This window comes from Atrimonas thermophila, assembly GCF_045864955.1.
Classification (GTDB): domain Bacteria; phylum Atribacterota; class Atribacteria; order Atribacterales; family Thermatribacteraceae; genus Thermatribacter; species Thermatribacter velox.
In genome coordinates this window covers 2,191,269-2,204,274 of the sequence record NZ_AP028803.1, presented here as the reverse complement: position 1 = coordinate 2,204,274, position 13,006 = coordinate 2,191,269, and the positions used below count along the sequence as shown (strand labels likewise).

15 protein-coding genes are annotated in these 13,006 nt (G+C 45.0%); all 15 read right to left on the bottom strand.

Annotation, left to right across the window (positions count from 1 at the left end; all coding sequences use genetic code 11):
• Position 1 precedes the first annotated feature (1 nt).
• Complete coding sequence (gyaR, locus tag ACKTT1_RS11470) at positions 2–1,012, bottom strand: glyoxylate reductase (RefSeq protein ID WP_412709672.1); 1,011 nt, start codon at positions 1,010–1,012, stop codon at positions 2–4.
• Positions 1,013–1,041: 29 nt separating this feature from the next.
• The gene (locus tag ACKTT1_RS11465) at positions 1,042–1,200 is read right to left on the bottom strand and encodes a hypothetical protein (RefSeq protein ID WP_412709671.1); all 159 of its coding nucleotides are present in this window, start codon (positions 1,198–1,200) and stop codon (positions 1,042–1,044) included.
• Positions 1,188–2,138, bottom strand: coding sequence for a sugar-binding transcriptional regulator (locus tag ACKTT1_RS11460; RefSeq protein WP_412709670.1), 951 nt, complete (start codon positions 2,136–2,138; stop codon positions 1,188–1,190). Before ACKTT1_RS11460 ends, ACKTT1_RS11465 begins: the two co-directional genes overlap by 13 nt.
• An 84-nt stretch (positions 2,139–2,222) precedes the next feature.
• Positions 2,223–3,203, bottom strand: a complete 981-nt coding sequence (locus tag ACKTT1_RS11455) for an alpha-ketoacid dehydrogenase subunit beta (RefSeq protein WP_412709669.1) — start codon at positions 3,201–3,203, stop codon at positions 2,223–2,225.
• A complete protein-coding gene (locus ACKTT1_RS11450) occupies positions 3,193–4,113 on the bottom strand; it encodes a thiamine pyrophosphate-dependent dehydrogenase E1 component subunit alpha (protein ID WP_412710587.1) in 921 nt (306 codons plus the stop codon). Before ACKTT1_RS11450 ends, ACKTT1_RS11455 begins: the two co-directional genes overlap by 11 nt.
• Positions 4,114–4,333: 220 nt before the next feature.
• Positions 4,334–5,218, bottom strand: a complete 885-nt coding sequence (locus tag ACKTT1_RS11445; protein WP_412709668.1) for a hypothetical protein — start codon at positions 5,216–5,218, stop codon at positions 4,334–4,336.
• An 8-nt stretch (positions 5,219–5,226) separates the two neighbouring features.
• Entirely contained in the window at positions 5,227–6,210 is a 984-nt protein-coding gene (locus ACKTT1_RS11440; RefSeq protein ID WP_369018223.1) for an ABC transporter permease, read from the bottom strand.
• Positions 6,207–7,145, bottom strand: a complete 939-nt coding sequence (locus ACKTT1_RS11435; protein WP_369018224.1) for an ABC transporter permease — start codon at positions 7,143–7,145, stop codon at positions 6,207–6,209. Before ACKTT1_RS11435 ends, ACKTT1_RS11440 begins: the two co-directional genes overlap by 4 nt.
• Positions 7,146–7,154: 9 nt before the next feature.
• Positions 7,155–8,663: a sugar ABC transporter ATP-binding protein gene (locus tag ACKTT1_RS11430; protein WP_369018225.1), complete on the bottom strand. Its 1,509-nt coding sequence runs from the start codon at positions 8,661–8,663 to the stop codon at positions 7,155–7,157.
• A gap of 38 nt (positions 8,664–8,701) precedes the next feature.
• On the bottom strand, positions 8,702–9,688 hold the full coding sequence (locus ACKTT1_RS11425; RefSeq protein ID WP_369018226.1) for an autoinducer 2 ABC transporter substrate-binding protein: 987 nt from the start codon (positions 9,686–9,688) through the stop codon (positions 8,702–8,704).
• A gap of 253 nt (positions 9,689–9,941) precedes the next feature.
• Positions 9,942–10,490: a hypothetical protein gene (locus ACKTT1_RS11420; RefSeq protein WP_412709667.1), complete on the bottom strand. Its 549-nt coding sequence runs from the start codon at positions 10,488–10,490 to the stop codon at positions 9,942–9,944.
• A gap of 149 nt (positions 10,491–10,639) precedes the next feature.
• Positions 10,640–10,960 (bottom strand): ferredoxin family protein, encoded by a 321-nt coding sequence (locus ACKTT1_RS11415; RefSeq protein WP_412709666.1) that lies wholly within the window; start codon positions 10,958–10,960, stop codon positions 10,640–10,642.
• A gap of 205 nt (positions 10,961–11,165) precedes the next feature.
• Positions 11,166–11,417, bottom strand: coding sequence for a thioredoxin family protein (locus ACKTT1_RS11410; RefSeq protein ID WP_412709665.1), 252 nt, complete (start codon positions 11,415–11,417; stop codon positions 11,166–11,168).
• 22 nt (positions 11,418–11,439) lie between these two features.
• On the bottom strand, positions 11,440–12,615 hold the full coding sequence (locus tag ACKTT1_RS11405) for a permease (protein ID WP_412709664.1): 1,176 nt from the start codon (positions 12,613–12,615) through the stop codon (positions 11,440–11,442).
• Between the two features lie 7 nt (positions 12,616–12,622).
• Positions 12,623–12,943 carry an ArsR/SmtB family transcription factor gene (locus tag ACKTT1_RS11400; protein WP_412709663.1) on the bottom strand — a complete coding sequence of 107 codons (321 nt, stop codon included), beginning with the start codon at positions 12,941–12,943 and terminating at the stop codon, positions 12,623–12,625.
• Positions 12,944–13,006: the final 63 nt, after the last annotated feature.

Sequence of the window (13,006 nt, the reverse complement as noted above, 5' to 3'; positions counted from 1 at the left end):
ATCACCCCTGTTTTTGTAAATTTTTGTTTTTTTCAAGCACTTCTGGGTTAACCAAATTGGGAGGTATTTCCCCCTGGAGTGCCTTAATAAGGTTTTCGGCGGCCATGGTTGCCATTTTGGTGCGGGTGGCGTAAGTGGCTGAACCAATGTGGGGGGCCAGAACTACGTTGTCAAGTTTAAGCAGTTCTGGTTCCACCTCTGGTTCGTTTTCAAAAACATCCAGCGCTGCTCCTCTAATCCATTTTTCCTGAAGGGCACGAACCAGAGCTTTCTCATCCACAATTGGTCCTCGTGCAGTGTTGATGAGATACGCTCCCTTTTTCATCATTTTTAGCTCTTTTTCTCCAATGAGATGGTGGGTTTGAGGAGTTAGCGGCACGTGGATGGTTACAAAATCAGCTTCACTAAGCAGCTCCGGGAGAGTTCGGTAAGAAGCTCCAAGCTCTTTTTCTACCTGTAAGGGTGCTCTTTGCAGGTCATAGTATATCACCTTCATGTTGAATCCTGAAGCCCTCCGGGCCATGGCCTGCCCTATTCTCCCAAAGCCGATGATACCGAGGGTAGCTCCGTATACATCGGTACCAAGAAGCAGTAGAGGTTCCCAGCCTCTGAATTTTCCAGCTCTCACAAATTTGTCTGCCTCAACGATGCGTCGGGCAATGCTCATTATAAGGGCCCAGGCAAGGTCGGCAGTGGTCTCGGTGAGGACACCGGGAGTGTTGGTGACCATGATGCCCCGTCTGGTCGCTTCTTCCACGTCTATGTTGTTAAAGCCCACAGCGTAGTTGGAAATTACTTTGAGCTTTGGGCCAGCGGCATCCATTACTTCTTTGTCAATAGTGTCGGTGAGCAAGCAGAGAATGCCCTCTTTGTTTTTAACTTTTTCAAGTAGCATTTCTCGTGGTAAAACACCATCAAAATCGCTTACTTCTGTTTCACAGTGTTCCATTATCATCTTTATGCCTTCTTCAGGAATCCTTCTGGTAATAAATACCCGGGGTTTTGCTTGCATTGGGAATCCTCCCCTTAGGATTTGTGCATTTACTCTCTGGAAAAATCCTGTGCAGAAACTAAGTGTGCTTCGAAGTGGATGCTCTGGTCGTTATCTACTGCAAGTTCACCCAGAAGAAGCAGCAGCGACCTTTTATATAACCCAGCCTTGCGACTCGAGGGCTCGATTCTCTCTTTTATGTTTTCCATTCCAGGAGTGCTTTTGCGGTGAGTTCATCGGTTATCAAGACGTTGACCAGTTTGCCATGTAATGCTCCATAAATGGCTTCGATTTTTTCCTCTCCTCCAGCAACGCCCACTACTCGGGGAATGTTTTTCAGGTCGGAAAGCGTAAGTGCGATGCGTCGGGTGTCAACCCTGGAAAAAACGGGATTTCCTTCTCTATCGAAGAAGTTCCCGCAGATGTTACCTACTGCACCTTTTTGAATGAGCTCTTCTCTCTCTTCTTTGCTAATTTCTCCTGTGTCAATCAGGGTTGCAGTAAGGCCGATACCACCAATGCCTACCAGCGCCATATCTGCTTTTCTGCCCAGTTCCAGCACTCTTTTGATACGGTCTTCACTTTCAATAGCCCTTTTGGTTCTTGCGTCTTTGGCAAAAGCTGGAGCAAAAAGAGGAATAACATCACCCTCAAAAGCTTCGGCAACTTTTTGAGCAAGCTCGATGGAAAGAATTTCACCACTGAGTTTTCCATAGCCTCCCATGATCTGGATTACTCTTAGGCCAGGTACTTTGCGAGGAGTGAGAAAATTGGTCATCTCGTACAGTGTTTTCCCGTAGGCGATACCTATGGAGAGGTAGGGTTCCACCCGGCTTGTTAAATATGCAGCAGCACCCTGCCCAATCCTTTTGAGAACCAGGTCTTTTCGGTCCTGGAAAATTTTTACTACCCTTGCTTCTTCAAGGTCGAACTTTTTTATAAGTTCTTCTTCAATTTTTTTATCCGATTGTTCTGGTTCGATGATTTTTATCTGAACGATGCCGTCCTCAAGGGCCTTTTTTAAAAGTCGGCAAACTTTCTGGCGGGAAATGCCCAGGAGGTCTGCAATTCTCTCTTGAGTAAGTTGGTTATAGTAATAGAGCTTCGCTATTTCGGCTATGAGTTCTGGTTCTGGTCCTCTTCTCAATGTATCTCGCCCCCTCCCTGCTTTTTACCACGAATTGAGAGATTGTGCAAGGTGCTGCCCGCACAATCTCTCAATTCGTTTCATTTATTCAAGCATTCTTTTTACTGCTTCCACAATGTCCTCTACCTGGGGGACCAATTCCCTTTCCAAGTGGGGGTTATAAGGAGGAGGCATTTCTTCTCCACCCAGGCGCTCTACCGGTGCGTCCAGATAATCGAAAGCTTTTTCGGTTATCAGGGAAGCCACTTCAGCCCCAAAGCCACCGAAGCGAGGTGGTTCATAGATAACCATTGCTCGATTGGTCTTTTTCACCGATTGAAGAATTGTTTCCTCATCAAGTGGTCGCAAGCTTCGAATGTCGACTACCTCAACCTCAATTCCTTCTTTGGCAAGTATTTCTGCAGCTTCCAGGCTACGCATGGTCATGATGGAGTAGGCGATAAGAGAAACGTCTTTACCCTCTTTTTTTACTTCTGCTTTCCCAATGGGCACCAGGTACTCTTCTTCTGGTACTGGCCCTTTGGTGCGATAAAGCAATTTGTGTTCTACGAAAACTACCGGGTTATCGTCGCGAATGGCCGACTTGAGTAATCCCTTGGCATCGTAGGGAGTAGCTGGGGTGACCACTTTTAGACCGGGGACATGGGCAAACCAGGACTCAAGGCTTCCCGAATGATGCCCTGCTGCACCAGTTCCAGAACCAGCTGGTGAACGCACCACGATAGGCACTCGTGCCTTGCCTCCAAACATAAAACGTATTTTTGCTGCCTGATTAACCAACTGGTCAGAGCAAATGGTCATAAAATCGAAAAACATTATTTCTGCTACTGGTCGCATCCCAATGAGGGAGGCTCCCACTGCAGCGCCAACAATGGCCACTTCAGAGATGGGAGTATCAATGACCCTTTCTGGGCCGAATTCCTCAATCAGCCCCTGGGTCACACCGAAAGCTCCTCCGTAAATGCCGATGTCTTCTCCAATGAGAAATACTGAAGCGTCGTTTCGCATTTCCTCACGCATGGCCTCACGGAGCGCTTCTGCATAGGTGATTATTCTATTCGGCATAAACCAGTCGCCTCGCTTCCTCTATGCTCAGCTCTTCGCTTGCTTCGGCAAACGCGACAGCTTCTTCAATTTCTTTTTCGACTTTTTGTTTTATTTCTTGAAGTTTTTGGGGGTCGACTTTTTCTTCTTCGAGGAGATGTTTTTCAAAGAGCAAAATAGGATCTCTACGCATCCACTCTCTGATTTCTTCTTTCGAACGATATACGTTTTTGTCACTTTTGGAATGTCCCTTGAAACGGTAGGTTTTGGCTTCTACAAGAGTAGGTCCTTCGCCTTTTCGGGCTCTTTCTACTGCTTCTCTGGTTATCTCATATACTTCGAGTACATCGTTACCATTGGCTACCACTCCCGGGATGCCATATCCCTGGGCACGCTCGGCAATATCAGCAATGGCAAAAGCTTTTTTGACCGAGAAAGACATGGCATACATGTTGTTTTCACACATAAAAACCACCGGCAACTTAAATATCGCTGCCATGTTTACTGCTTCATGAAAAGCTCCAGTGTTAGCAGCTCCATCTCCAAAAAAGCAAAGCACTACTCTTCCGTTTTTCTGGAGCTTGCAGCCTAACGCTGCTCCAACTGCAATGGGGATAGCTGAACCTACTATGCCCGTAGCTCCCAGGTTACCCTTTTCAAGGTCTGCAATGTGCATGGAACCTCCAAGACCCAGACAATAGCCGGTTTTTTTACCCATCAACTCGGCCATCATTTTTTTGACATCTGCTCCTTTGGCGATGCAGTGTCCGTGTCCTCTGTGGGTTGAGGTGATATAATCCTCGGGCTGTAGCGCAGCGCAGGCTCCCACTGCCACGGCTTCTTCTCCCACGTAAAGGTGAAAGGTTCCCCAGACCTTACCAGCCATATATAGCTCCTCAGCAGTTTCTTCAAAATCACGGATGAGCAACATTTGGTAATAAAGCTTGAGTTTTTGCTGAAGGTCCAGCACCTTGGTTTTCCTCCTATTGTGAGAAATTGTTCATTTAATTTTTCACGCAACCTGTCTACATTATATTTGATTGCTGAGATAAAGCAAGTGGGATTGGAGAAAATTATCATGATTTAAAAGTGACGGGGAAACGGAAACGTTGGGTTTACTTGCTTTTTCGTGGTTTGAGAGTCGTGAAGGCTTAGTGACAGAGAGGACAACGATAAAACACTTCTTTTGCATCAGCTTCTTTGAGATTTGACCTGGTGATAAGAAGGGGTGGAATTAGAATGGGTTCTTTTGGGAGATAACCGTTACTTTCAAAACTTCGAATTATTTCCTGGATTTTTTGTGCAAAAAGCGAGGGTGAAAGTTCAAGTGCGGCCTGCACTTTGCCTTCCCAGAGGAGATACAGAGCTTCGGGAGGACTTTCCAGGAGCACTACCAATTCGGGGGAAAAATTGCTTAACGCTGAAAAATCTTTAAAGGCAAGAAGCGAGGTAAACACGAAAGCACTTCTCTTTTTGAAATAAGCATATTGTGAGCTCCTTTTAACGCTGCTTTCCATGAATATTATCGGTTTTTTAAGTTCTTTTTGGATGTTTGCGTGCAAATTATAATGAGAGGATGTTTCTTTGCCTATCAGGAAAATGCGTTCTACATTGTATTTTTTGAAGAAGTTGCCAATTTCTTGACTTGCTTTTGACCAGTCAGTTTTTAGGATAACTCTTCGGTGGGGGAAATCTGGTGGTTTGCAGTTGAGATAAAAGGTCAGGGCAGGCGGACTGTTTAGCTTAGTTAGTAGGTTTTCTACCTCTTCCTCCGGAAATTCTCCAATCAGGAGGAAATATTGTTCTTCGGGCGGAGGATGTAAGGGCAAAGACAATTCGTCTATCCGAAAAGAGGCTCTTTCTAAGAAAGTCTTCAAAAAAACGTAGAAGTAACTTTTTTGGTCGGGAAAAGCTGTAAAAATGGGTGTTTTTGGAACTGCTTTTCCTGGATCGTTTATGAAAAGCAGAACCAAAAGAAACAAAACCAAAAACCAGAGGGCAAGCGAAAACCGGTTAGACCCTTTTGTAAAGCTCACTGCCTGCTTTAGAGTTTTCTTCTCTTGATTAGAAATTGGTTAAGTAGAGTACTGCCGATCAACACCACGCCCAGTGCTCCGAGTTGCCATATTTGGTGGATACCAGCCAATTGCAATCCATTGTTGAGCATGGTGATGATAAAAGTAGCCAGAACTACTCCCAAAACAGTTCCTTCTCCTCCCTGTATGCTTACCCCACCTAAAACAGCGATGGTTATGGCTTGTAATTCAAAACCGGTTCCTATATCTGGACGAGCACTGGCGATACGAGAAGTAATAATCCAGGAAGCCAATCCACTCAGTATACCAGACATGATGTACACTGACAGACGAATATTTTTTACGTTGATACCCGAAAATAATGCAGCTTTCTCGTTGCTTCCAACTCCGTAAAGTTTTCTTCCATAACCTGTTCGGGTAAGTATAAAGTGAAGCAGAATGAGTACTGGAAGATATATACAAAGCACTTGAAAAGGTATGCCGCCTATACGATATTGTCCGACAAAGTAGAAAGATTCTGGAAAGTTGGAGACCGGCATGGGATTAGGACCGAACTGAGGATCCACTGCCACAATGAGCGCCAGCGAGCGGTATACGTAAAGACCAGCCAGGGTAACGATCAGAGGAAGTATTTTTATTCGGCTTACCAGCATTCCGTTTACAAGACCCATGCTTGCTCCACACATAAGACCCACTGGTATGGCCAGAAGGGGCGGAATTCCCACTCTTCCAATAAGCACTCCTATGACTATGGCGACCAGGCTCATCATTGAGCCCACCGAAAGATCTATTCCTCCTCCTCCAGATATGATGACCATAGTTTCGGCAAAGGCAAGCAGGCCAAGCTCTACGCCGTATTGAGTCATGTTAGTAAGGTTATAAAGGGTAAAGAAACCAGGCACCAGAACCGAAAGTACCAAGAAAACGCCAAGAAAAACGAAAGCCAAAAACAAACTCCGGTTTTCGATCACAAAATCCCAAAACTTTTTCATCTTTTGCTCCTCAAAAGGTCGAGCAACACTGAAACAATAATCAAGACACCAATGACCAGTCCTTCACTTAAAGCAGGTACATTGAGGAGAATCATGCCGTTTTTAATGATTCCCACAAGAAGTGCTCCCAGTAGACTTCCTACTACAGTACCTCGGCCACCAAGGATGCTGGTTCCTCCAAGCACCACTGCTGCAATGACATCCAGCTCAAAGCCCATGCCGGTATTGGTTTGTACTATTCCAGTACGTGCGACGTAAATAAGTCCTGCAAATCCCACCAGGGCACCAGTAAGTGCATATACAAAAACCAGCGTCGTTTTTAAGTTGATGCCGCTAATACGAGCTGCTTCCTGATTATTGCCCACTGCATAGATATAGCGACCTAGGGGTCGCATGTTTAAAAAATAAGTGAAGGCTATTATTAGGAAGCCAGCAATCCAGGTTGAAATGGGTATTCCCAGCATTTTACCAAGACCTATAAAACGTATGGTGGGAGGAATTCCGGAAATCCATCTTCCACCAAGAACCTGATACATTAATGCTCTTACCAGATTCATAGTGCCCAGAGTAACTATGATGGGCGGGATCTCGCCGTACGCTATTAAGGCTCCGTTGAAAAGACCGATAATTAAACCTACTGCGATGGCAACAATAAAAACCAGTAAAGCAGGTAAACCTGCAGTCAAAGCAAGGCCTGATACTGCACAGGCCATACCCATGGTAGAGCCTACCGAAACATCGATTCCTGCAGTTATAATTACCATAGTCATGCCTATGGAGGCAGTAACAATCCCCGCTGTTTGCAAAAGCAGGTTAGAAATGTTGTTAATACTTAAAAAACGTTCCGTAAAAATGGAAAAAACTACGACCAAAGCACCGATAAGTATCAATACGCTGAACTCTCTTCTTTTAACAATGGTTTCCCAGTGAATCATCTTTCTCCCTTATCTTTGGAGCATTCTTTCTCCAGTTGCCGCTCGGAGTATTTTTTCTGAAGAGGCTTCTTCGCGGGAGAAAGCCCCGGTAATAACTCCTTCGTGCATTACGATTATTCGATCGGAAAGTTTTAATATTTCCGGTAGCTCGGAAGATATAACCATTATCCCCATACCTTGCTTGCTCAATTGGGCTATTATGTGGTGAACTTCAGATTTGGCTGCAACATCTATGCCCCGCGTGGGTTCGTCGAGAATCAGTACTTGAGGTTCAACCCCCAGCCACTTTCCAAGTACTACTTTCTGTTGATTACCTCCGGAAAGAGAAAAAACTTTGGTTCTAATGCTGGGAGTTTTTATGTTAAGCTCCTTTATATAGCGTTGGGCCTGCTCTCTTTCTTTGCGAAAATCTACGGTGCCCAAGGGTCCTGAAATCATGGGCAGTATGCTTATGGTGAGGTTATAACCCACATCAAGGATGAGGAATAGACCTTGTTCTTTTCGGTCTTCGGGCAGATAGGCAATTCCTCGCTTCATGGCTTCCAGGGGTGAAGAAGGCCGGAAGGGTTTTCCCTGATAGAGAATTTCTCCCTGATCAGGTTGGATGATACCGAAAATAGTTTGTGCAACCTCGGTTCTTCCCGACCCTACCAGACCAAAAAAGCCCAGCACTTCACCAGGAAAGACTTCGAAAGAAATATTTCGATAAATACCTGCCTTAGTTAGAGAATTTACCACGAGGAGAGGTTGATCGCTCTTACGCCCGGCGCGTTCAATTTCTTCAACCAGTAGTTTCCCAGCCATAAGTTCTATTATTTTCTCGCGTTTTACTTCTTGAATAGGAAAACATCCAACTACTGTACCATCTCTGAGCACCGTGACTCGATCGGCAATCTGGAAAATTTCTTCAAGGCGGTGGCTTATGTAAATTATACCTACTCCTTGTTCTTTAAGCTGTTTTATAATGTCAAACAATCTCTCTGCCTCGTGTTCAGTGAGGATGGCAGTTGGCTCATCGAAAATAATGATTTTGGATTCATAAGCCAGGGCTTTGGCAATCAGAACCAGTTGCTGCAGTCCTACGCTTAGCTCTCCTATAGGCTTGCGTAGGAAGGTGGCTGAAATACCCAGAGATTGGAAAAGTTCTTGAGCCCTTTTTTCTTGGGCTTTCCAATCAATATTGCCCCGAGGGGTGCGTATTTCTCTTCCCAAGAAGATGTTTTCTACAACGCTCAGGGCCGGATAAATGAGGGGATCTTGGTAAACAGTGGAAATACCCATTTCCTGAGCCATGCGGGGAGATGAAATATTTACTTTTTGTCCCCTAACAAAGATGTCACCAGCGTCGGGTAACAAAGCTCCAGAGATTATTTTTATCAAAGTGGATTTTCCAGCTCCATTCTCCCCAACCAGAGCGTGAACTTCTCCAGCATGGAGAGAAAAATTAACGCCCTTTAAAGCCCGAACACCACCAAATGTTTTTTCAATTTTCTGACAGCTCAGAAGCTGGTTGCTCATTTACGTTTAAAAGACAAGGGGGGTAACCCCCCTTGTGCTTAGAAATCGTAGTCGTCTACGTTGCTTGCATCGAAGACCTTTGGTGGTCCAAGAACTAACATTTTGTCTTTGGCAATGTACCAGGGCTTGGTAGAAATGCCCGGTATTTCGTATTCTACACCTTCTTCGAAGGTGTTCCCATCGAGGAGATATTTAGCAGCCCACACGGTAAGGTATCCCAAATCCACAGGATCCCAGAGAACAAAGCTTTTTACCGCTCCGTTTTTGACGTAGGGACGCATCATCGATGGAACTGATAGGCCAGTGACGACGATTTCACCAATTTTGCCAGCCTGAGTTACCGCTTCTGCAGCTCCTGGTGCGGAGGTGCTGCACTGACCAATGATGCCTTTTAGATTGGGGAAAGCATTGATAAGGTCAAGAGTTACGTTGATGGCCAGTTGCACGTCTTCTTCGGCATAACGAATAGTGACTAATTTCATTTTAGGATATTCAGCCAGCCGCTGCAATTCGTAAAGAATCCAGGTGTTTAAATTCCAGGCGGTTGGCCCGCAGGAGACAATGGCAAATTCTCCTTCGTAGTTCATAGCTTTTGCTAACTCATCCATTATGGTATAGCCGATTTGATCCTGAAGTGCCTGATTCACAAAGAGGTCACGCACTTCCTGTGCTCCATCAGTATCGCTGGTTAGGACCAAGATACCTCTTTCTTTGGCTTTTTTGAGAACCGGGGTTATAGCTGCTGGGTCATTAGGGGCTACTGCAATAGCGTCGACTCCTTGGGTAATCAGGTTGTCAACCACTTCTATTTGTTTGGCAACGTCGGCAGTTACCGGTCCAGTATAGATAAATTCAACATCTAAATCCTGAGCTGCTTTCTTGCCGCCTTCTTCCATGGCGTTGAAGTAAGGAATACCAATCAACTTGGGCACAAAGGCTATTTTGTATTTGGACTGAGCTAAGCCGGAAAAAGCAAACAAAACTGTAGCAATTAGCAGAAAAACCAGCAAAGACTTAAAACGCATAACTACCCCCCCTCATTATTGGTACTACTAAGTTTGTTTATACCTTACCTCATTTAGGGTGTCAATGGGTGGTCTGAGAAAATGTTCTTAGAGCGAAGAGATTTTCTCCTTTTTCACACCTTAAGTCGGGTGTAAGCAGCTCAGTCCTTTTACTTGTAGCCATCAAGGCAGATTTTTTGAGGTCGTGATTTTGGGGTGGAAAAATGCAGAGAGATACTCTCTGCATTTTTCCAGGGAGTTTAGCTTTGCGCTTTTATCTTCCTCGGTTTTGTCCTCTTTGACGATTGTTTTGTTGATTGTGGTTTGTGTTCTGGTTGCTTTCCTGCCAGGTGTTTCTCCACTGGTTACCACTTCCATCCTGAGGTCCACTCTGGTGACGGTAGGTATTTCTCTCTTCGGGTTGACTTTCCTCAGCATTTCCGCTCCAGAGAGGTGTTCCATCTTCGTTTCTCAAGGTAAGGGTTATATCGTCCATTTGCAATTCGTAAGCCACTACGGTGTCTTCATCGACCCACTCACCAGATATGGTAATTGGGTCACCTGGTTTGGCATTTAACCCTTCAAGAAACCATACTGGTCCCAATTCTACTTCTACTGTGTTTCCGTCGCTGGTTACAATTGTGATTTCAGTTTGCGGAGCTTCTAAATCCAGACTCTGGATGGTTCCCGAGATTTCCACTATTTCACCGTTGAGGTTCTGGCCCCAGTTTGCGCTTTGGGCGTTGCCCTGGGCAAAAGCAATGCTGGTTAGGGTCAGTACCGAGATCATTGCAAGCGCTATTCCGAAAAAGTTTTTTCTCATTTCAATCACCTCTTTTAATTTCTATTCTGTTCCTATTGTAGCTTTCCAAAGTGGCGAAAGTATGAAGAAACCATGAATTGATTGTAAACACATTTTGAATGAATGGTTATAATGGCTAAATTTTTTTACGCATCAAATTTCTTCTTGCTTTAGTCTCTTGCCTGAAGCTCTTTTTTTGCGGTTGCCAGCACGTTTCTCTTTTTGATCAAGTCCTTTACGTACTGAGGATCGGGGAAGGATATGGCATTGTACACACACCATACTTGGCAAGAAGTACACCCTACCATGCATTGGAGTGGTCTGGCAACGACTGCTTTTCTCTTTTCTCGGTCATAGTCGAAAACGTTTCTCCCACAGGTGGTCACGCACATGCCACATCCGACACATTTGCTTTCATCAATGGTAGGATGCCAGTTTATTTCCTGCCGGGGTATCCCTTTCCAGTAGGTAAATTTTTCGGGTAGACTCATATGCTGTTCTCCCTTTTAGTTAGTTTGAGAATGTAAAATTTTAAAGCTTCTTCCGCGCTTTTCTTTTGCGAGGCAGGATATGTAGCACGTTTCATTGTCTTTACCTATCCCGATTTTATTCCTGCACTCAAATTGTGTTTATGGAGTTCTTTTTTGCTTGGGGGAGCAGAAAATTTTCCTTCTGCTCCCCTGTTTTACTCCTCAATCATCCAGCTTGTTCTTTGCATTCCTGGATAATTTTTTTTATTTCTTCTTTGGAGGGCACTTTACCGGCTACTTTGACTTCTCCATTCACGACCAGCCCTGGTGTAAACATGACGTTGTACTCCATTATTTTTTCGATATCCTGAACTTTTTCAATCTCTGCGTTAATACCCAGTTCTTGGAGAGCCTTGCGGGTGGTTTCCTCCAGCATTTTACATTTTGGACAGCCCATGCCGAGAATTTTGATTTCCATTTATATCTACCTCCCTCGAATTTTAAGATATTGCTCCAAAGATATAGCCTGCTATGGTAGACATGAGTACCACCAGGGTCACGTAGGTAAATGTTTTTTTAGGCCCCAGTATACTATTTATGACCAGCATGCTGGGCAGGCTCAGTGCTGGTCCGGAAAGAAGAAGCGCCAGGGCTGGGCCTTGCCCCATGCCAGAACCAAGCAGGCTCTGCAGAATGGGCACCTCGGTAAGCGTGGCAAAATACATAAATGCACCGATGATAGAAGCAAGGAAATTGGCCCTGATGGAATTTCCGCCGACCACCAATTGCACGTATTTTGCTGGAATGATACCAGCATCGGTTCCTGGCCTTCCGGTAAGGAAACCGGCTAAGAGGACGCCTACGAAAAGTAAAGGAAGAATTTGTTGCGCAAAGCTCCAGGTGGATTCTATCCACATAGAAATTTCACGTCGTTCAAACCAGCGGATAAGCATAATTGCTAAAAGCCCAAGCAAGAGAATAACCAAGTACCACTTGATGCTGTAAATTGCATTTAAAACACTCCCTGGTTGTGTTGATCTACCCCAGGTAGCAAAAACCAGTATGGCGATGAGGTTGATAAAGTAAAAAAGGGTTTGAACAAGTGATCTTTTTTCGGTTTCTGGTTTTCCCTGGACTACGAAGCCTTGAAGCCTTTCTGAGTCTTCCTTGTGAAAAATAGCAGCCATAAGCAGGCCGATGACCACAGAGAGCACCACAGCTCCTATGGCACGGGCCAGGCCCAGTCTTGCTCCCAAGATTCTTGCTGTCATGGAAATAGCCAGTATGTTGATGGCAGGACCAGAATACAGAAAGGCTACAGCAGGACCCAGCCCTGCACCTCTTTTGTAAATGCCTGCAAAGAGGGGCAATACGGTGCAAGAGCAAACTGCCAGGATGGCCCCTGATACGGAAGCCACACTGTAAGCCACCCATTTCTTGGCCTGGCTCCCAAAGTATTTCATCACTGCTTCACGGGATATGAAGTAAGCTATGGCGCCAGCGATGAAAAGAGCAGGGATAAGACAGGTTAAAACGTGCAAGCGTGCGTATTCTTGCAACATGTAAAGGGCCTCAAGAACGGCTCCCGTGAAACGGGAACTGTTGAGGGGCATGAAATATGCTACCAGAAAGACAACAACCATAGCGCTGAGTTTTTGCCAGTTATGTTGCAGCATACTGTTATCACCTCTTTAAAGAAGCAATATAGCGACTTTCCATATCTTTTTTCAGGATTTCCTGGGCTCCTTTAAGTAATTCAGAAACTGTAGGAGTTTTCAACCAACACTCCACCCTTAGTCCCTGTTTTTCGCTTTCTATAATTCCAGCGTTTTTAAGGATGCTCAAATGTTTGGAGACGGAGGGCTGGTCGATTTGAGTTTGGGCAGCTATTTCGCATACACACATTTTTCCATGTTCCTCAAGGAGTTCGATTATTTTGATTCTTTTGGGGTGGGCCAGAGCCCGAAAGATGTTGGCATACATTTCATAGACATCCGCAGCCATTTTTGTTCCTCCTGATAGTCGACTTTTGAACTATATTACCATATTAGCATATAGTAAAACAAG

What these genes read in the sequence shown, in the direction of transcription:
- gyaR (WP_412709672.1), bottom strand. Translation starts at nt 1,012, where the DNA reads ATGCAAGCAAAACCCCGGGTATTTATTACCAGAAGGATTCCTGAAGAA.
- ACKTT1_RS11465 (WP_412709671.1), bottom strand. Translation starts at nt 1,200, where the DNA reads ATGGAAAACATAAAAGAGAGAATCGAGCCCTCGAGTCGCAAGGCTGGG.
- ACKTT1_RS11455 (WP_412709669.1), bottom strand. Translation starts at nt 3,203, where the DNA reads ATGCCGAATAGAATAATCACCTATGCAGAAGCGCTCCGTGAGGCCATG.
- ACKTT1_RS11450 (WP_412710587.1), bottom strand. Translation starts at nt 4,113, where the DNA reads ATGTTGCTCATCCGTGATTTTGAAGAAACTGCTGAGGAGCTATATATG.
- ACKTT1_RS11440 (WP_369018223.1), bottom strand. Translation starts at nt 6,210, where the DNA reads ATGAAAAAGTTTTGGGATTTTGTGATCGAAAACCGGAGTTTGTTTTTG.
- ACKTT1_RS11435 (WP_369018224.1), bottom strand. Translation starts at nt 7,145, where the DNA reads ATGATTCACTGGGAAACCATTGTTAAAAGAAGAGAGTTCAGCGTATTG.
- ACKTT1_RS11430 (WP_369018225.1), bottom strand. Translation starts at nt 8,663, where the DNA reads ATGAGCAACCAGCTTCTGAGCTGTCAGAAAATTGAAAAAACATTTGGT.
- ACKTT1_RS11425 (WP_369018226.1), bottom strand. Translation starts at nt 9,688, where the DNA reads ATGCGTTTTAAGTCTTTGCTGGTTTTTCTGCTAATTGCTACAGTTTTG.
- ACKTT1_RS11420 (WP_412709667.1), bottom strand. Translation starts at nt 10,490, where the DNA reads ATGAGAAAAAACTTTTTCGGAATAGCGCTTGCAATGATCTCGGTACTG.
- ACKTT1_RS11415 (WP_412709666.1), bottom strand. Translation starts at nt 10,960, where the DNA reads ATGAGTCTACCCGAAAAATTTACCTACTGGAAAGGGATACCCCGGCAG.
- ACKTT1_RS11410 (WP_412709665.1), bottom strand. Translation starts at nt 11,417, where the DNA reads ATGGAAATCAAAATTCTCGGCATGGGCTGTCCAAAATGTAAAATGCTG.
- ACKTT1_RS11405 (WP_412709664.1), bottom strand. Translation starts at nt 12,615, where the DNA reads ATGCTGCAACATAACTGGCAAAAACTCAGCGCTATGGTTGTTGTCTTT.
- ACKTT1_RS11400 (WP_412709663.1), bottom strand. Translation starts at nt 12,943, where the DNA reads ATGGCTGCGGATGTCTATGAAATGTATGCCAACATCTTTCGGGCTCTG.